This window comes from Arthrobacter gallicola (assembly GCF_014836775.1).
Taxonomy (GTDB): Bacteria; Actinomycetota; Actinomycetes; order Actinomycetales; family Micrococcaceae; genus Arthrobacter_B; species Arthrobacter_B gallicola.
The window spans coordinates 631,308-648,848 of record NZ_JACSQD010000001.1 but is presented as its reverse complement, the minus strand read 5'-3'; the positions used below and the strand labels follow the sequence as shown (position 1 = coordinate 648,848).

The window sequence follows — 17,541 nt, the reverse complement described above, 5'->3', positions numbered from 1 at the left end:
TAATAATCTGTCAACAGCAGAAGGGGTGCACCTCCCGGGGATCAGTACAGATCGGGAGGTGCACCCCTTCTACTGGGTCCTTCCAGGTTGTTCCCCGCGGTTCAGGCGAACTCGGGAACGGACAGGTTGCGGAACGCCGAACCGTGGAAGACCAGGGGCTCATGGGCATCTTCATGCGTGGAGTACCCGTGGACCCGCAGAAGCACCACGGCGTGGTCTCCGGCCGGCACCTCGTTTTCGATGGAGCAGTCGAGCCAGAGTGCGGCTTCGTCCAGGAAGAGAGCACCCCCGGCCTGGTGCAGGTCAAGGCCGGCGAACCGGTCTCCGTCCCGGGAGGCAATCTGGCGGCAGACGCCGTCGTGCCCCGACCCAAGGATGGACACGCCGATCCGCTGCGCGGAGCGCAGCACCGGCCAGGTCCGTGAGGTGTTCTGGACCGCGAACATCACCAACGGCGGATCCATGGAGACTCCCACCGTGAAGGAGGATGCGACGATGCCCTGCGGCGCGCCGTCAACCTCGGCGCACAGGGCCGCAATACCGGAGGGAAAACGCCCGAAGGCGCGTCGGAGGGCGTTGGGCTGCAAATCGGTTTCAAGGGCCATGGGACTTCCTCTGCCTGACGCGCCCACCTGCCCTGAAGCAGCATGGGGACGCTGTACTTGCCGCACCGGGAGATCCACCGGGGCGGCCGAATCGTCACCTGGAGCACCCCGCTATGGCGAGAGGGTTGCCGTCCAACCGGCCAGGGCTTGTGGCTGGAACTCTTGATTCTGCCCATCAATCTAGGGGCGGTGCGGGGGTGGGCGCAAACCCTCGTCACATGCCGCGGCAGATCCGCAACACTTCGTAACCGCCGGGGCTGCGGATCCGGTGCCGGGATGCCACTACAGTGTCCGCATGAGACAACGCTGGTTCAAGCAGGTAGACGTCTTTGGGAGCCGCCCCTATCAGGGCAATCCGCTGGCAGTAGTGCTGGACGGTGAGGACCTTGATGAAGAAGCCATGCTCCGGTTCGCGCGCTGGACAAACCTCTCCGAGACGACCTTCGTGCTCCCCGCCACCCAGGATGAAGCCGACTACCGGGTCCGGATCTTTACGCCCGGGGGAGAGATTCCCTTCGCGGGCCACCCCACGCTCGGCACCTGCCATGCCTGGACCGAGGCCGGCAACACGCCGATGAGGCCGGGACTTGTCATCCAGGAGTGCGGCATCGGCCTGGTCCCGCTGCGGGTCAGTGCGGGGCTGGCCGCTTTCGCCGCGCCGCGGCTTCTGCGCACCGGTCCCGTGGAGGAGGACGTCCTTGCGCGGGTCACCGCGGCTCTGGGACTCACGCTGAACCAGGTGGCCGGCCACCAATGGGTGGATAACGGACCGGGATGGCTGGGGCTGCTGCTTCCCGACGCCGAGACAGTGCTTTCGCTGCGCCCGGACCACGCCGCGCTCGGCAGCCTGCGGGTCGGTGTGATCGGTCCGCAGCCTGAAACCGCGGCAACTGATTTCGAGGTACGCGCCTTCGCCCCCGGTCTGGGAGTCTCCGAGGACCCTGTCACCGGGAGCCTGAACGCGGGCCTGGCCCAGTGGCTCATCGGTGAAGGCCTGGCAGGGGAGCGCTACACGGTCACCCAGGGCACAGCGGTTCACCGTTCCGGCCTGGTACGGGTCTTCACACGCGAGGGCCGCATCTGGGTTGGCGGGGAATCCGTGACGTGCATCGACGGGTCGGTTTCGCTCTAGCCGTCCACCGGGTCCGTCCGGTACCCAGCACCCGGCCCGCGGGGTGGCGGCAGGGTCCGCGCCCGCCCGGGAGCCGGCAGCGAAGGAAGGGGAGAGGGCACGGGTAGCCTTGGAACGTGAGGAACTTGTTCAGCAGCGATGAGGACGCGGACCCGGAGGACTTTGACGGAGCCGGGGACGACGGCGGCGGCACGCGCCAGCGCCCGCGCAGTCCCCTGGCGGTCCGGATGCGTCCCCGCAGCGTCGATGAGGTAGTGGGTCAGCAGCATCTCCTGGCCCCCGGCTCACCGCTGCGCACCCTCGCCGAAGCACCCCAGGGCGGGCCCGCCGGGCCCTCCTCTGTAATGCTCTGGGGGCCGCCGGGCACCGGGAAAACCACTCTGGCACACGTAGTAGCCCGCGGGCCGGGCCGGAAGTTCGTGGAGCTTTCCGCTATCACCTCAGGCGTCAAGGATGTCCGGCGCGTGATGGACGAGGCCCTGACTGCCCGTGACCTGCACGGTGTCACCACCGTTCTCTTCCTGGACGAAATCCACCGGTTCAACAAGGCCCAGCAGGATGCGCTGCTTCCCGGCGTGGAGAACCGCTGGGTGGTGCTGATCGCTGCGACCACGGAAAATCCCTCCTTCTCCGTCGTCTCGCCCCTGCTGTCCCGGTCGCTGCTGCTGACCCTCAAGCCGCTGACCGAGGCCGATATTTCCAGCCTTCTGGTCCGCGCCACGGCAGATGAGCGGGGGCTTGCCGGACGGATCAAACTCAGCGACGAGGCCCTGGAGCATCTGGTCCGGCTCGCGGCCGGTGATGCACGCCGCGGACTCACCGCGCTGGAAGCCGCTGCCGGCGTCGCCTATTCCGAGCGCGACCCGGACGAAGAGGTGCCCACCGTCCTGCTCTCCCATGCCGAGCAGGCCCTGGACGTTGCCGCCCTGCGTTATGACCGGGCCGGGGACCAGCACTATGACGTCACCAGTGCGTTCATCAAGTCACTGCGGGGATCCGACGTCGACGCTGCCCTGCACTACCTGGCGAAAATGCTCGAAGCGGGGGAGGACCCGCGCTTCATCTCCCGGCGCCTGATGATTTCCGCAGCGGAGGACGTTGGTATGGCGGACCCGACGGCGCTGCAGACCGCGGTTGCCGCAGCCCAGGCGGTGCAGATGATCGGTATGCCCGAAGGCCGCCTGATCCTGGCGGAAGCAGTGGTCCACATAGCAACGGCACCCAAGTCCAACGCTGCATACAAGGCCATTGGTGCTGCGACGGCGGATGTGCGGGCCGGGTACGGCATCGGGGTTCCGGCCCACCTGCGGGACGCCCACTATCCCGGAGCCAAACAGCTGGGCCACGGCAAGGGCTACGTCTACTCCCATGACGAACCACACGGCGTCGCCAAGCAGCAGTACGCTCCCGATGACCTGGTGGGCAAGGACTACTACAAACCCACCGCCAACGGTGCTGAACGGGACATTTCAGCCCGGCTGGAACGCCTGCGCGGCATCATTCGCGGACAATAACGGGCCGCCTGCAGGCCCCGCCGCGGTGCGGCGGTAACCGGGCCCGCCCATGCTAGGATTGATGGTTGACTGGCAAGCGTTCTGCCGGACATTCCCATTCTGTTCCAACCGGGTTACCCCGGACGGGCAGATGTGTGTCCCGGCAGCTGCGTTGCAGCGGAAGGCAGCGGTTGGCCGGAGCTCTCCCTAATGGAGGCCAGTGACTACGTATCAGCTGCGTGCCCGGCGGGTTTATCCCGGCGGATACCCAGCGAAACCGCCAAAACAGTGAAAGGTGAACGTGGCTAATTCAACACGTGCACGCCGTCAGGCCCGCGCTTCGCGCGCCCTCGGCATTGCTTTGACCCCCAAGGCAGCAAAGTACTTCGAGCGTCGGCCTTACCCCCCGGGTGAGCACGGCCGCGCCCGCCGCAAGCAGGACAGCGACTACGCAGTACGTCTGCGTGAAAAGCAGCGCCTGCGTGCACAGTACGGCATCCGCGAAGCACAGATGACCCGTGTCTTCGAGGAAGCCCGCCGCACCGCCGGTCTGACCGGTGAAAACCTGATCGAGCTTCTCGAGATGCGTCTTGACGCCCTCGTGCTGCGTGCCGGCTTTGCCCGGACGATCGCCCAGGCCCGCCAGCTTGTTGTGCACCGTCACATCATGGTTGACGGCGCCCGCGTGGACCGCCCGTCGTTCCGCGTGTCCGAAGGCCAGCTCATCCATGTGCACCAGCGCAGCGAGACCATGACGCCGTTCCAGGTTGCCGCTGCCGGTGCCCACCGCGACGTCCTGCCCGCTGTTCCGGGTTACCTGGATGTCTCCCTGGAGAAGCTGCAGGCCCGCCTGGTTCGCCGTCCGAAGCGCTCGGAAATTCCCGTGACCTGCGAAGAGCAGCTCGTGGTGGAATACTACGCACGCTAATTCGACTGCGTTCCCGGTTCCGGGAACACAAGGCGAAACCGGAACAGCCCGCGGCCCCCGTGCCGCGGGCTGTTTCGTTTGGCGGCCCCTTTCGGACGTGCCTGCCGCCCCGCCGCCGGCTTCAGTGCCGCGGAAAGCCCCCTGCCGTCCGGGCCAAAGTAAGTGTCCCGGCCCGTAAATGGGTAAGGTACATAGCGGAAATGTCTTCGAACCGATCCCAAGGAGAACCATGTCAGGTGGAGATATCGCTGGTCTGATCGCAGCGGGCGTATTTGCCGTGCTTGTTGCGCTGCTGGCCGTACCCATCATCAAACTGGGAAAGGTCTTCGATGAACTTCGCGGATCCATCAAAACCCTCAGTGAAGAAACCACTCCGTTGATCGACGAAGTGACCACCACCGTTTCCACCACTAACCTGCAGCTGCAGAAAGTGGACGGCATTTCCTCGAATGTCTCCGACGCGTCCGCGAACGTGTCGGCGCTGACATCACTGATCGCGGCCACCGTCGGCTCCCCGTTGATCAAGGTCTCCGCTTTCACCTACGGTGTGCGCACAGCACTGGCCGCCCGCCGCCCCGCCGGCCGCGGCCGCCGCAGCCGCTAGCCCTGACCGCTACAGCCAACCACAGGAGCAGCCATGATTAAGCGTGTGTTTTGGATGTCGATCGGCATCACCATCGGCGTCATCGCCGTCCGCCGTCTTTCGGAGGCCAGGGAAACGCTGGGCCCCGCCGGACTCAACCGCGCCGTCGGCAGCGCCACCGACACCGTGCACTATTTCACCGATGCGTTCCGCGACGCCATGAATCAGCGGGAGGGTGAGCTCCGCTCCGCCCTTGGGCTGGAAACCACTGACACCGTCGCCGGCACCATGTCAGCCGCGCGCCGCTGACTTTTCTCCCGCGTGCAGCTGCCCTGCGCGTGCCTGATTTACCAGAAGGGTTACAAACACCATGAAGTCCCACGAGATTGCACGCCGCTGGCTGGATTTCTTCAGCAGGAAGGGCCACACGGTCGTTCCCTCCGCGTCGCTCGTTTCCAATGACCCGTCGCTGCTGTTCACGGTCGCCGGCATGGTGCCCTTCATCCCGTACCTGACCGCGAGGGAAACGCCCCCGTACAACCGGGCAACCAGCGTGCAGAAGTGCATCCGCACCGCCGACATCGAAGAGGTGGGCAAGACAGCCCGCCACGGCACCTTCTTCCAGATGGCCGGGAACTTCTCCTTCGGCGACTACTTCAAAGAAGAAGCCATCACCTTCGCCTGGGAGCTGCTCACCAGCCCGGTGGAGGACGGCGGTTACGGCCTTGATCCCGAACGCCTCTGGGTCACCGTCTACGAGGACGGCGAAGAACGCGACGACGAAGCCCGCGCCATCTGGCGGGACAAGATCGGTGTTCCGAACGAACGGATCATCGGCACCGGCAAGGAAGACAACTACTGGACCACGGGCCAGGCCGGTCCCGGCGGTCCGTGCTCCGAGATCTACTATGACCGCGGTCCGGCTTACGGCCAGGAGGGCGGCCCCGCCGTCGACGAAACCCGGTACATCGAGATCTGGAACCTGGTCTTTATGCAGTACCAGCTCTCCGCCGTCCGCTCCAAGACGGACTTCGACGTGGCCGGTGAACTGCCGAAGAAGAACATCGACACCGGCCTGGGGCTGGAACGCCTGGCGATGATCCTCCAGGGTGTGGAGAACATGTACGAGACCGATCAGGTCCGTCCGGTGCTGGACAAGGCTGCCGAGCTCGCCGGCAAGGAATACACCTCCGCTGAAGACCCCTCGGACCCGCACCACACCGACGACGTACGGATGCGTGTTGTCGGCGACCACATCCGCTCCGCCCTGATGCTGATTTCCGACGGCGTGACTCCGTCCAACGAAGGCCGTGGGTACGTCCTGCGCCGCCTGATCCGCCGCGCCGTGCGGGCCATGCGCCTGCTGGGCGTCGAAACCGCGGTGCTGCCGGAGCTGCTGCCGGTCTCACGCGATGCCATGAAGGGCACGTACCCCGAGGTCGAAGCCGACTTCGCCCGGATCTCCCGGATTGCCTACGCCGAGGAAAAGGCATTCCTGCGCACCATCGCTTCCGGTACCGAGCGCCTCGACGCCGCGGTGAAGGAATCCAAGGCTGCCGGCCGTCCGCTCTCCGGGGAGGACGCCTTCACCCTCCACGACACCTACGGCTTCCCGATCGACCTCACCCTGGAAATGGCTGAGGAAGCCGGCCTCAAGGTTGACGAAGCCGGGTTCCGCTCCCTGATGCAGGAACAGCGCAAGCGCGCCCAGGCAGACGCCCGGGGCAAGAAGCACGGCCATCTGGACGTCTCGGTGTTCAACGAACTGCTGAAAACCGGACAGACCGTCTTCACCGGCTATGACGAGCTGACCACCGAATCGGCTGTGCGCGGAATCATTGCTAACGGCGAATCCGTGACCCATGCCGGCCAGGGATCCGAGATCCAGCTGGTGCTCAACGAGACGCCGTTCTACGCCGAAGCAGGCGGCCAGGCCGCCGACGTCGGGCTCATCACCGGCGACGGTTTTGTCCTGGAGGTCTCCGACGTCCAGCGTCCGGTCAAGGGCCTGACAGTGCACAAGGCCATCGTGCGCGAGGGAGAAATCTCAGCCGGCGCCCTGGCCCTGGCCGCAGTCGACGCCGAACAGCGGCACGCTGCCGAGCAGGCGCACTCCGGCACGCACATTGTGCATGCGGCCCTGCACCAGATCCTGGGCCCGGAAGCGCTGCAGCGCGGCTCCTTTAACAAGGCCGGCTACCTGCGCTTCGACTTCTCCTGGGGCGAAGGCCTCTCCGATGCCGCGAAGTCGGAGATCGAAGAGGTGTCCAACCTGGCGATCCGCAACAACCACAAGGTCGAGACCAAGGTGATGCCGCTGGCCGAGGCCAAGGCTCTGGGCGCCATGGCACTGTTCGGCGAAGCCTACGGTGACCAGGTCCGCGTTGTGGAGATCGACGGCGACTGGTCCCGCGAACTCTGCGGCGGCACGCACGTTGACTCGACCTCACGGATCGGCAGCCTGACCCTGCTCGGCGAACAGTCGGTCGGATCAGGCAACCGCCGCGTCGAGGCCTTCGTGGGAATGGATGCTTTCCGTCACCTGGCCGCTGAGCGTGCCCTGGTCAACGAACTGTCCGACCTGCTGAAGGTTCCCTCGGTCCAGCTGCCAGAGCGGGTGGCGGCAACGCTGGCCAAGCTGAAGCAGGTGGAAAAGGAACTGGAGCGCCTGCGCCGCGAACAGCTTGCCGCCTCGGCAGCTGCCCTCGTGGGCACCGCAGTCGACGTTGACGGTGTCCGGCTCCTGGCCCACGACGCCGGCACCGTCTCCGGTGCCGACGACCTGCGCACCCTGACGCTGGACCTGCGTTCCCGGCTGGGAAGCGAAGCAGCCGTGGTGGCTGCTGCGGGTGCTGCCAACGGGCGTCCGGTGGTCATTGTGGCCACCAACGAGGCAGCCCGCGCCGCGGGCGTCAAGGCCGGTGCGCTGGTCAAGACGGCGGCCGGTGTCCTCGGCGGCGGCGGGGGTGGCAAGGACGACGTCGCCCAGGGCGGCGGAACCGACGCTTCCAAGGTCTCGGAGGCACTGACTGCCATCCGTGCCGCGGTGGCCAACCGGAGCTAGCACCGCTGATGCCCGACTATCCGCGCGGACCAAAGCTCGGAGTCGACGTCGGCCAGGCGCGCGTCGGAGTCGCAATCTGCGACCCCGACGCGCTCCTGGCCACGCCGGTCCGGACGCTCAAGCGGGACGCGAAGAAAAACAGTGACATCGCCGTGCTGGTCCGCGAAGCCGGGGAGCGAGGTGTTGTCCAGGTGTTCGTTGGCCTGCCCCAGAGCATGCGCGGCACAGAAACCGCCTCAACGGCCATGGCCCGGGACTACGCGCAGGCGCTGGCTGAAGCGCTCGACCGCGCTGGCCTCCAGGTACCGGTGCGCCTGATTGATGAGCGGCTGACCACCGTCAGCGCGCACCGCTCGCTAAGGGAAGCTGGCTTGGACACCCGAAATCACCGTAGAGTGGTAGACCAAGTGGCCGCTGTGGGTATTTTGCAGCAGGCCATTGACATGCAGCGTTCCCTTGGACGCGATGTGGGGGCATCGGTCACATTTCGCCGGAGCACGCGATCCGCGGCTCCGGCCCCTAACGAGGAGCAAACAATTTCCGAGGAAAGCCGCCCCGAAAGCGATTCAGCGCCGTGAGCCACAGGTATCCCGACCATCGTCCGCCGGGACAGGAACCGGAATACGGTGCCGCCGGCACTGCCGGTGAAGCTGCTCCTGCGCCGGGATACGGCGCCGCCGACGGCCATCCGGAGCCCTATGCCGGTGGCTACGAAAGCGCCGGACACGACGAGGCTGCCTCTGCTGAGCCCGCCTATGCCGAGCCCGCCCCCGTGGTCCAGACTTTCTTCGCTGAAGAACCGCCCAGCCGGCGCAGCCGGCGGCCTTCCCGGGACAAACAGCGCAGGCGCCGCCGCCGCACGCTGGTGATGGTGGTTGTCCTTGCCGTCTTCGCCGGAGTCGTTTTCGGCCTGACCCTGTTCCTGCGCGACCTGCTCGGAATGAATGAGACAAAGGATTACCCGGGCCCGGGCGAGGGAACAGTATCTTTCGTGGTCCAACCCGGCGAAGGGCCGCTCCTGATCGGGGACAACCTTGTTGCCCAGGACATCGTGGCCACGAGCAAGAAGTTCGTCGAGGCATTCCAGCAGGAGGCCGACGGACGCGAAATCCAGCCGGGCACCTATGAGATGCGCTTCCAGATGTCAGCCTCCGGTGCGGTCAACGCTCTGCTCGGTGACGGCGGTACGGCGGTCCACTACGCAGCCGTCGCCCGCGACCTCCGCCAGAGCGAGACCTTCGACATTTTGGTCCAGTCCACCGGTATTCCACTGGCGGAGTTTGAAGCCCTGGCCGCCAGTCCTCAGGCCTTCGGTCTGCCGGAAAAGGCCGTGAGCCTGGAAGGCTACCTTTTCCCGGGGGAGTACCGTTTCCCGGTCGAGAGCACCGCCACGGAGATTGTCACGGAGATGGTCGACAACGCTTTTGCAGCCCTCGAGGAAAGCGGAGTGAGCGATCCCTCCGCGCAGTACGACGTCCTGACGAAGGCCAGCATCATTCAGGCCGAGGCAGGCGAGGCAGATTACGCCACGGTCGCCGGAGCCATTGAAAACCGGCTGCGCGCTGACAACACCGAGACCAACGGGCTGATCCAGTCCGACGCCACGGTGACGTACGGCCTGGGCCGGAAGAGCTACAACCTCACGCCCGAGGAGAAGGCAGACAAGGGCAACCGGTACAACACGTACGCGAATCCCGGGCTGCCCGTGGGCCCGATCGGTTCACCGAGTATTGAAGCCATCAAGGCGGCTGCCAACCCGGCCAACGTCCCGTACTTCTACTGGGTCACGGTCAACCTGGACACCGGCAAGACAGAGTTCTCCTCAACCCTGGCCGAGCATGCCCGTTATGTCGCGGAGTACCAGGAATGGTGCGGCACGCAGGACGCCGGAAGGTGCGAGTAATTGGCCGCCCACCAGCGGCGGGCAGCGGTTCTGGGGCATCCGATCGGGCATTCGCGCTCACCTGAGCTGCACCGTGCCGCGTACCGGTTCCTGGGATTCGACTGCGCCTACGATGCCATTGACGTGGAAGAGGGGGCCGCGGCGGACTTCGCCGCGGCCGTCCGCCGCGAACCGGGCTGGAACGGCCTCTCTGTCACCATGCCCCTGAAAAGCGCCATGGCTGCCGCCGTGGACACACTGGATCCCCTGGCGGACGCACTTGGTGTTATCAACACGGTCACGTTCGAACCCGGCGCTGCCGGGCCGGTGCTGACCGGCTGGAACACGGACGTTGCCGGCCTGGTCAACGCCCTGCGCCATGCCGGTGCCGGCGAAGCGCCCCGGGCAGCCATACTCGGGGCCGGAGGAACCGCCACCGCCGCGGTGGCGGCACTGGACCGGCTGGGCTGCGCCAGCGTCGATGTGTATGCCCGCAGCTTCCGCGGCAATGCCGGTGGCCGGCCCGCCGTCCAGGAAGTGGGCGACCGGCTTGGTGTGGGCGTGGAGCTGCACGGCTGGGACACCGCAGCCGCCGCCTGTGCGGAAGCCGACGTCGTGATCTGCACCCTGCCGCCGCACGGCGCCGACGGGATTGCCGGTGAGTTCGCAGCCCTGGGCAGCCGGCGCCCGGGGGCGGTGCTGCTGGACGCTGCCTACGATCCCTGGCCCAGCGCCATTGCCGGGGCCTGGCAGGCAGCCGGTGGAACGATCGTGCCCGGACTGGAAATGCTCCTCTACCAGGCCGTGGAACAGGTCCGCCTTTTCACCGGGGATGCCTTCCGCGACGAACCTGCCGTCATAAACGTGATGTGTGACGCAGTGGGACTGCCTCCGCGCTGAAGCCACTAGCGGGACATGGCAGTATTGAAGCCATGTTGCGTTGGTTGACCGCCGGTGAGTCCCATGGGCCTGCACTGGTTGGAATTGTTGAGGGCGTCCCCGCCGGCGTCGAAGTAAGCACGCCGTCCATCCAGGAGGCGCTGGCCCGCCGGCGGCTCGGTTATGGCCGCGGTGCCCGGATGAAGTTTGAGCAGGACGAGGTGCGGATCCTCGGCGGTGTCCGGCACGGACTGACCCAGGGTGGTCCCATCGCCATCGAGATCGCCAATACCGAATGGCCCAAGTGGGAACAGATCATGGCATCAGATCCCGTGGACCCGGAGATCCTGGCCGGTCAGGCCCGCAACGCACCGCTGACCCGGCCCCGCCCGGGCCACGCGGATTTCACCGGTATGCAGAAGTACGGATTCGACGAGGCACGTCCGGTCCTTGAACGCGCCAGTGCCCGGGAAACGGCAGCCCGGGTTGCCCTCGGCGCCGTCGCCGCCGCCTTCCTGAAGGAACTCGGCATTGAGCTTGTGAGCCACACCGTGGCAATCGCCGGCGTCAGCTCTCCGGAAGGAGCAGCCCTGCCCGCCCCCGGCGACGTGGCCGCCCTTGACGCCAATCCCATGCGCTGCTTCGACCCCGCAGTGACCGAAGCAATGGTCGCTGAGGTGGACGCCGCGCACAAGGAGGGGGAGACCCTCGGCGGCGTGGTGGAAGTCCTTGCCTACAACCTGCCTCCGGGACTGGGCAGCTACGTGCACTGGGACCGCCGGCTGGACGCCCGGATTGCCGGAGCCCTGATGGGCATCCAGGCGATCAAGGGTGTTGAGGTCGGAGACGGGTTCCTCACCGCCACGCGCCGCGGTTCGGCCGCCCATGATGAAATCCTGAAGGATGAAAACGGACAGGTGGTCCGTTCAGGTAACCGGGCCGGTGGAATCGAAGGCGGCATGAGCATCGGGGAAGTCCTGCGCGTCCGCGCTGCGATGAAACCCATTGCCACGGTTCCCCGTGCGCTGAAGACGGTCGACGTCAGCACCGGTGAACCTGCGCGTGCGCATCACCAGCGTTCGGATGTCTGTGCCGTACCGGCAGCCGGCGTTGTGGCCGAAGCCATGGTCGCACTGGTCCTGGCGGAAGCCGTCACGGAAAAGTTTGGCGGCGATTCAGTGGCCGAGACCGCGCGGAACCTGCGCACCTACCTCGAGAACATCCCGGCATCCCTTGGATCGACCGGCACCGGCACCGGTGCCTGAGCAGCATCTGGTCCTGATCGGGCTGATGGCCGCCGGCAAATCCGTCGTCGGCCGTTCCTTTGCCTCCCGGCACGGGCTGCCCTACGTGGACACGGATCAGCTGGTGGTTGATGAGCACGGGCCCATCCCGGAGATCTTCGCCAGCCACAGCGAGGCCTACTTCCGCCAGGTGGAGGCCCGCGCCGTCGCCGCCGCCCTGGACTCACCGGTCCGGTCCGTGGTTTCGCTGGGAGGCGGAGCCGTGCTCGACGGCGGGACGCAGACCCTCCTCCAGGACGCCACTGTGGTGTTCCTGGACACGGACCTCGCTACCGTCCTGCCGCGCATTTCGCGCTCCGGACACCGGCCGCTGCTGGCCGGTGATCCGGTGGCCCGCTGGTCCGCGCTGGCACAGGCCCGCCGCCCGCTGTATGAATCGCTGGCAGACATTGTTATAGACACCAGAGGACTGGCCGTTCCGGAAGTCGTGGAACGTATCACCGCCGCCCTGGAAGAAGGAGAACCGAATGCCCGCTGAACCCACCGTTATCAAGGTGACCGGGGACAAGCCCGCCGAAAACTACGACGTCGTGATCGGCAACGGTCTGCTCGGCCGGCTGCCGGGCATGCTGGGGGAGCGCGTCCGCCGGGTTCTGGTGATTCATCCGCGCGCCCTGCGCACCACGGGAGACACCGTGCGGGACGAACTGGCCGAGGCCGGCCTGACCGCGCTCACCGCCGAAATTCCGGACGCCGAAGAAGGCAAGCACATCCAGGTTGCGTCCTTCTGCTGGCAGGTCCTGGGCCAGAACGATTTCACCCGTTCGGATGCGATTGTTGCCGTGGGCGGCGGAGCTGTCACTGACGTGGCCGGCTTCGTGGCCGCTACCTGGCTGCGCGGCATCAAGGTGGTGCACGTACCGACCAGCCTGCTGGGCATGGTGGACGCCTCCGTCGGCGGCAAAACCGGAATTAACACCGCCGAGGGCAAAAACCTGGTTGGTGCCTTCCATCCACCCGCCGGGGTCCTGGCGGACCTCGACGCACTGGGCTCCCTGCCCAAAAACGAGCTGCTCAGCGGCATGGCCGAAGTCGTCAAGTGCGGCTTCATTGCGGACCCAGCCATCCTGGACCTCATCGAGGCTAACCCGGAAGCTGTCACCGACGGCAGTTCCGACGTTGTCCGCGAGCTCGTTGAACGCGCAGTGCGGGTCAAGGCGGAGGTGGTCTCCGGTGACCTGCGCGAGGCCGGGCGGCGGGAATTCCTGAACTACGGCCACACCCTGGGCCACTCGATCGAACTGGCCGAGCGGTACCAGTGGCGGCACGGTGCAGCGGTTTCCGTGGGCCTGGTCTTTGCTGCCGAACTCGGACGCATGGTCGGCCGGCTGGACGATGCCACGGCGGACAGGCACAAGGCTGTCCTGACCTCCCTCGGACTGCCGGTGACCTACCGCAAGGACCGCTGGAGCGCCCTGCTGGACGGTATGCGCCGGGACAAGAAATCACGCGGGGACCTGCTCCGCTTCGTGGTCCTGGACGGCCTGGCCAAGCCCTCCATCCTGGAAGTGCCGGATACCTCGCTGCTGTTTGCCGCGTACCAGGAAATCGCCTCGGAGCCCGACGGCGGGATCCGGCTCAGCCTGTAGGGCCTCCGGCATCGTGGGCGGTTTCGCCGAACAGGTAGAATGGTCGACGGACAAGACACGTAGTTACGCGAAACGACGAAAGAGAAACTGTGGCAACGACCAACGACATCAAGAACGGCACGGTGCTGAAGCTTGAAGGCAACCTCTGGAGCATCATTGAGTTCCAGCACGTAAAGCCGGGCAAGGGTGGTGCGTTCGTCCGTACCAAAATGCGCAACGTCCGTTCGGGCAAGGTCGTCGACAAGACGTTCAACGCCGGCATCAAGATTGAAACTGCCACCGTTGACCGCCGCGACTACCAGTACCTGTACAAGGACGGCGATGACTACGTGTTCATGGACACGTCGGATTACGACCAGCTCACCGTACCGGGCGTCATCGTCGGTGACTACGCCAACTTCATGCTTGAGTCCATGATGGTGACCATCGCCATTCACGAGGGTTCCCCGCTCTACATTGAGCTGCCGGCATCGGTTGTCCTGGAAATCACCTACACCGAACCGGGCCTGCAGGGCGACCGCTCCACCGGCGGCACCAAGCCCGCCACCGTGGAAACCGGCTACGAAATCCAGGTGCCCCTGTTCCTGGAAACCGGCACCAAGGTGAAGGTTGATACCCGCACCGGCGACTACCTGGGACGCGTTAACGAGTGAGTGCACGCAGTAAAGCCCGGACCAGGGCACTTGAGGTGCTCTTCGAAGCGGAGCAGCGTTCCATATCTCCGCTTGAGTCCCTCCGTTCCCGCCGGGAGCAGACAGATCAGGTCATTAACCCGTACACCATGGACCTGGTGGAAGGGGTTATTGCCAAGCAGGCGCAGATCGACGAGTTCCTGAGTACCTACTCGCAGGGCTGGCCGCTGGACCGGATGCCCGCCGTTGACCGCATCATCCTGCGCATCGGCAGCTGGGAGCTGCTCTACAACGACGACGTTCCGGACAAGGTGGCCATCAGCGAGGCCGTGGAACTGGCCAAGACCCTCTCCACCGATGAATCACCCGCGTTCATCAACGGGCTGCTTGGCCGGCTGCACCAGCTGAAGGACTCGCTGCTCGCCTAGCGGCGCGCAAGCCTGTCTCCGCAGGACACTTTTGACAATGCCCGGCAGGTTAGCCTGTCGGGCATTGTGCTGCCCGGACGAGGGATTGCAGCCGGCGCCCGCGGGCACCTGTGCGCTATCAGCCGCGTCCGGCTCTGCCTGCGGGCTGCAGAAGTGCGGCCCGGGTCCGGAGCAGCCCAGCCAGGATCCGGCCCTCACGGGCCGCATTACTGCGCAGATCCCGGCCGTTCACCAGCTGCTGCCGCGTTAGGGCCAGATTTGTTGCCTCCCGGATAAAGTCCCGCATGGCGGGCTTGGCTCCGAAACTTCCGGCCCAGCGCAGGGCCTGCCGCCGGCCGGACCGGGTGGCCAGCATGTCCACCTCGGCAGGAGTAAACCAGCCAGCGGCCGCATATTCACCCAGCCGCTCCGCTGTGAGGCGCTGCTCGGCGCGGCGAAGGTAAGCGACTCCGGCCAGGGCGAGGGCGAACAGCGGGACCTGGAGCAGGAAGTAGAACAGGAAGAAGTCGTCGTAGACCAGTGCCATGCCGCCGTTCCAGAACATGTGTCCCAGGACGGCCACGGCCAGACCGGCTGCGAAACCGACCAGGATCCTTACGCTGCCCGGCTTGCGAACGGCAAGCCCCAGGGCCACACCCACTGCTGCGGTGAAAATCACATGGGCGAAGGGGGAGAAGAGCCCGCGCAGCACGAACACGAAGCCCAGCTGCAGGCCCACCCCTCCGGTTTCAAAGAGGGCGGCGCTGAAGTAGAGGATGTTTTCCGTGAAGGCGAACCCGGCACCGACCATGCCCGCGTAGACAATCCCGTCCAGCGGGCCGTCGAAATGGCTGCGCCGGACAAAAACCAGAAGCAGGACACCAAGACCTTTAGCCGCCTCTTCCACCAGGGGCGCCTGGACCACGGTGGCAATAACGTCCGCCGGTGTCAGCGGCAGCAGCGTCATCAGGACCTCATTAACCATGCTGCCCAGTGCCACGGTGATGGCCACGGACACCCCTGCACCCCAAAGAAAGGCGAACAGCAGGATGGCCCGCGGTTCCGGTTCCCACCGGTCGATCCAGCGCAGCCCCAGCAGGCAGATACCCAGCGGAATCAGTGCCAGGAAGCCGCACAGGATAAACGCCTCGCTGCCCAGCGCGGCGAAAAGGAAGAAACCCACCAGCAGCACCACCACCGCAGCCGCGGCGATCAGCAGCACATTCACCATGGTGCCGCTGCGGGACCGTGGACCGGGCGGCACCTGAAGAGGCGCGATGCCGTCTGCCGGCTGTCCGGGCTGACTTGTCAGGCCCGGTCCGGGCGGGGACGTCATGTGCGGTTGCCTGTCATGGACCCAACAATATCCGGGCCGGTCCGCTGTGATAGCTTTGAAGGGCATTCAACCTTTAAGTCCGTCCTGTGAGGCGGGGAAGGAGGAAGCAGAATATGGATCTTAGTGATCCCACGCAGGCCGCAGTGCCTGCCCGCACCGTTCTGGCTTCAGCTGACATTGACCGCGCCCTGACGCGGATCGCCCACGAAATTCTCGAGGCGAACAAGGGTGGCACCGACCTGGTTCTAATGGGTATTCCGCGCCGCGGATATCCCCTGGCCCTGCGTCTCGCCGCCAAAATCGCCGCCGCCGATCCCACCGTGGACGCCGGCGCCATCACCGGCCAGCTTGACGTCACGATGTTCCGTGACGATCTGGCCCACCAGCCCACCCGGTCCCCGTACCCCACCGAACTTCCGGCCTGCGGCATTGACGGAAAAGTCGTGGTCCTCGTGGATGACGTCCTCTATTCCGGCCGCACCATCCGTGCCGCCCTGGACGCTCTCGTTGATCTGGGCCGGCCCCGCGCCGTGCGGCTTGCCGTGCTGGTGGACCGGGGCCACCGCGAACTTCCCATCCGCGCCGACCACGTGGGCAAGAACCTGCCCACCGCAGCCGTGGAAAAAGTCCGCGTCCGGCTGGTTGAAACGGATGTTCCCGCCGCAGACGAAGTTGTGATCGAAGGCTCTGTATGAAACACCTGCTCTCCACCCTGGATCTCTCACACCAGGATGCCATTTCCATCCTGGACACCGCAGAGACCATGGCTGCTGTAGGGGAGCGGGAAGTGAAAAAGCTCCCTGCCCTGCGCGGCCGGACAGTCGTCAATCTGTTCTTCGAAGACTCCACCCGCACCCGGATTTCCTTTGAGGCCGCAGCCAAGCGCCTCTCCGCGGACGTCATCAACTTCTCGGCCAAGGGATCATCGGTCTCCAAGGGCGAATCGCTTAAGGACACGGCCCAGACCCTCGCCGCGATCGGTGCCGACGCCGTCGTTATCCGCCACGGTGCGTCCGGCGCCCCGGCCAGGCTGGCCAACTCCGGCTGGATCGACGCCGCCGTGCTGAACGCCGGCGACGGAACGCACGAACATCCCACCCAGGCGCTGCTGGACGCGTTCACCATGCGCAGGCACTGGGCGCGGCTGCACGGTACGCCGTCCCAGGGTACCGACCTCTCCGGGATGCGCGTGGCGATCGTGGGAGACATCCTGCACTCACGCGTGGCGCGGTCCGACCTCTGGCTGCTCAAGACCCTCGGGGCCGAGGTGACGCTCGTGGCTCCGCCCACGCTCCTGCCCTTCGGTGTGGAGTCCTGGCCCTGCAAGGTGAGCTACTCACTCGATGAAACCCTGGAGTCCAAGCCTGATGCCGTCATGATGCTCCGGGTCCAGGCCGAGCGCATGCATTCGGCGTTTTTCCCAACCGTCCGGGAGTACTCCCGCCGCTGGGGCTTCGACGACGTCCGGCTGGACCGGCTGGATTCCCTGGGCCTGGATGACACCATCCTGCTGCATCCCGGTCCCATGAACCGCGGACTGGAGATCTCCTCCCGCGCCGCCGACTCACCGCGGTCCACCGTGCTGGCCCAGGTCAGCAACGGCGTCTCGGTCCGGATGGCCGCCCTTTACCTTCTGCTCTCCGGTGAGAGCACCTCCCAGCGAACACCACAGGAAGTATCCGCACAGTGAACACTGCACCAAACACT

At 65.9% G+C, this 17,541-nt stretch carries 18 protein-coding genes and 1 riboswitch; of the genes, 16 read left to right on the top strand and 2 right to left on the bottom strand.

Annotated elements, in window-relative coordinates:
• Nucleotides 1-101 precede the first annotated feature (101 nt).
• The gene (locus H9639_RS02925; RefSeq protein WP_191806602.1) at nt 102-605 is read right to left on the bottom strand and encodes a flavin reductase family protein; all 504 of its coding nucleotides are present in this window, start codon (nt 603-605) and stop codon (nt 102-104) included.
• A 48-nt stretch (nt 606-653) separates the two neighbouring features.
• Nucleotides 654-773: riboswitch (SAM riboswitch) on the bottom strand.
• A 127-nt stretch (nt 774-900) separates the two neighbouring features.
• On the opposite strand from H9639_RS02925, the gene H9639_RS02920 reads away from it, so the two are divergent.
• The 14 genes from H9639_RS02920 (at nt 901) to nusB (ending at nt 14,519) form a co-directional block, all read left to right on the top strand.
• Nucleotides 901-1,737, top strand: coding sequence for a PhzF family phenazine biosynthesis protein (locus tag H9639_RS02920; protein ID WP_191806601.1), 837 nt, complete (start codon nt 901-903; stop codon nt 1,735-1,737).
• A 116-nt stretch (nt 1,738-1,853) separates the two neighbouring features.
• Nucleotides 1,854-3,251, top strand: coding sequence for a replication-associated recombination protein A (locus H9639_RS02915; protein ID WP_404799707.1), 1,398 nt, complete (start codon nt 1,854-1,856; stop codon nt 3,249-3,251).
• A 280-nt stretch (nt 3,252-3,531) separates the two neighbouring features.
• Nucleotides 3,532-4,158 (top strand): 30S ribosomal protein S4, encoded by a 627-nt coding sequence (gene rpsD, locus H9639_RS02910; RefSeq protein WP_091605876.1) that lies wholly within the window; start codon nt 3,532-3,534, stop codon nt 4,156-4,158.
• Between the two features lie 229 nt (nt 4,159-4,387).
• Nucleotides 4,388-4,762 carry a DUF948 domain-containing protein gene (locus H9639_RS02905; RefSeq protein WP_191806600.1) on the top strand — a complete coding sequence of 125 codons (375 nt, stop codon included), beginning with the start codon at nt 4,388-4,390 and terminating at the stop codon, nt 4,760-4,762.
• 33 nt (nt 4,763-4,795) lie between these two features.
• Nucleotides 4,796-5,050 (top strand): hypothetical protein, encoded by a 255-nt coding sequence (locus H9639_RS02900; protein ID WP_191806599.1) that lies wholly within the window; start codon nt 4,796-4,798, stop codon nt 5,048-5,050.
• 61 nt (nt 5,051-5,111) lie between these two features.
• On the top strand, nt 5,112-7,805 hold the full coding sequence (gene alaS, locus H9639_RS02895) for an alanine--tRNA ligase (protein WP_191806598.1): 2,694 nt from the start codon (nt 5,112-5,114) through the stop codon (nt 7,803-7,805).
• Nucleotides 7,806-7,813: 8 nt separating this feature from the next.
• Complete coding sequence (gene ruvX, locus H9639_RS02890) at nt 7,814-8,383, top strand: Holliday junction resolvase RuvX (protein ID WP_191806597.1); 570 nt, start codon at nt 7,814-7,816, stop codon at nt 8,381-8,383.
• The gene (gene mltG / locus H9639_RS02885) at nt 8,380-9,708 is read left to right on the top strand and encodes an endolytic transglycosylase MltG (protein ID WP_318241962.1); all 1,329 of its coding nucleotides are present in this window, start codon (nt 8,380-8,382) and stop codon (nt 9,706-9,708) included. Before ruvX ends, mltG begins: the two co-directional genes overlap by 4 nt.
• The gene (locus H9639_RS02880; protein ID WP_191806596.1) at nt 9,709-10,587 is read left to right on the top strand and encodes a shikimate dehydrogenase; all 879 of its coding nucleotides are present in this window, start codon (nt 9,709-9,711) and stop codon (nt 10,585-10,587) included.
• 32 nt (nt 10,588-10,619) lie between these two features.
• Nucleotides 10,620-11,831, top strand: coding sequence for a chorismate synthase (gene aroC, locus H9639_RS02875; RefSeq protein ID WP_191806595.1), 1,212 nt, complete (start codon nt 10,620-10,622; stop codon nt 11,829-11,831).
• Complete coding sequence (locus H9639_RS02870) at nt 11,824-12,348, top strand: shikimate kinase (RefSeq protein ID WP_318241961.1); 525 nt, start codon at nt 11,824-11,826, stop codon at nt 12,346-12,348. Before aroC ends, H9639_RS02870 begins: the two co-directional genes overlap by 8 nt.
• On the top strand, nt 12,338-13,459 hold the full coding sequence (gene aroB / locus H9639_RS02865) for a 3-dehydroquinate synthase (protein ID WP_191806594.1): 1,122 nt from the start codon (nt 12,338-12,340) through the stop codon (nt 13,457-13,459). Before H9639_RS02870 ends, aroB begins: the two co-directional genes overlap by 11 nt.
• A gap of 89 nt (nt 13,460-13,548) precedes the next feature.
• On the top strand, nt 13,549-14,112 hold the full coding sequence (efp, locus tag H9639_RS02860) for an elongation factor P (RefSeq protein ID WP_191806593.1): 564 nt from the start codon (nt 13,549-13,551) through the stop codon (nt 14,110-14,112).
• Entirely contained in the window at nt 14,109-14,519 is a 411-nt protein-coding gene (gene nusB / locus H9639_RS02855; protein WP_191806592.1) for a transcription antitermination factor NusB, read from the top strand. The genes efp and nusB overlap by 4 nt, the downstream gene beginning before the upstream one ends.
• Nucleotides 14,520-14,637: 118 nt before the next feature.
• Here nusB and H9639_RS02850 read toward each other — a convergent pair whose 3' ends face one another.
• Nucleotides 14,638-15,834 (bottom strand): PrsW family intramembrane metalloprotease, encoded by a 1,197-nt coding sequence (locus H9639_RS02850; protein WP_191806591.1) that lies wholly within the window; start codon nt 15,832-15,834, stop codon nt 14,638-14,640.
• A gap of 113 nt (nt 15,835-15,947) precedes the next feature.
• On the opposite strand from H9639_RS02850, the gene pyrR reads away from it, so the two are divergent.
• Together pyrR and H9639_RS02840 are read left to right on the top strand one after the other, a co-directional pair.
• Entirely contained in the window at nt 15,948-16,529 is a 582-nt protein-coding gene (pyrR, locus tag H9639_RS02845; protein ID WP_191806590.1) for a bifunctional pyr operon transcriptional regulator/uracil phosphoribosyltransferase PyrR, read from the top strand.
• The gene (locus H9639_RS02840; protein WP_191806589.1) at nt 16,526-17,524 is read left to right on the top strand and encodes an aspartate carbamoyltransferase catalytic subunit; all 999 of its coding nucleotides are present in this window, start codon (nt 16,526-16,528) and stop codon (nt 17,522-17,524) included. The genes pyrR and H9639_RS02840 overlap by 4 nt, the downstream gene beginning before the upstream one ends.
• Nucleotides 17,525-17,541 lie beyond the last annotated feature (17 nt).

Bases quoted from the DNA above. Each gene is read 5' to 3' on its own strand.
- aroB (WP_191806594.1), top strand. From the start codon at position 12,338: ATGCCCGCTGAACCCACCGTTATCAAGGTGACCGGGGACAAGCCCGCC.
- H9639_RS02925 (WP_191806602.1), bottom strand. From the start codon at position 605: ATGGCCCTTGAAACCGATTTGCAGCCCAACGCCCTCCGACGCGCCTTC.
- ruvX (WP_191806597.1), top strand. From the start codon at position 7,814: ATGCCCGACTATCCGCGCGGACCAAAGCTCGGAGTCGACGTCGGCCAG.
- H9639_RS02920 (WP_191806601.1), top strand. From the start codon at position 901: ATGAGACAACGCTGGTTCAAGCAGGTAGACGTCTTTGGGAGCCGCCCC.
- H9639_RS02900 (WP_191806599.1), top strand. From the start codon at position 4,796: ATGATTAAGCGTGTGTTTTGGATGTCGATCGGCATCACCATCGGCGTC.
- H9639_RS02905 (WP_191806600.1), top strand. From the start codon at position 4,388: ATGTCAGGTGGAGATATCGCTGGTCTGATCGCAGCGGGCGTATTTGCC.
- H9639_RS02850 (WP_191806591.1), bottom strand. From the start codon at position 15,834: ATGACGTCCCCGCCCGGACCGGGCCTGACAAGTCAGCCCGGACAGCCG.
- H9639_RS02840 (WP_191806589.1), top strand. From the start codon at position 16,526: ATGAAACACCTGCTCTCCACCCTGGATCTCTCACACCAGGATGCCATT.
- pyrR (WP_191806590.1), top strand. From the start codon at position 15,948: ATGGATCTTAGTGATCCCACGCAGGCCGCAGTGCCTGCCCGCACCGTT.
- aroC (WP_191806595.1), top strand. From the start codon at position 10,620: ATGTTGCGTTGGTTGACCGCCGGTGAGTCCCATGGGCCTGCACTGGTT.
- alaS (WP_191806598.1), top strand. From the start codon at position 5,112: ATGAAGTCCCACGAGATTGCACGCCGCTGGCTGGATTTCTTCAGCAGG.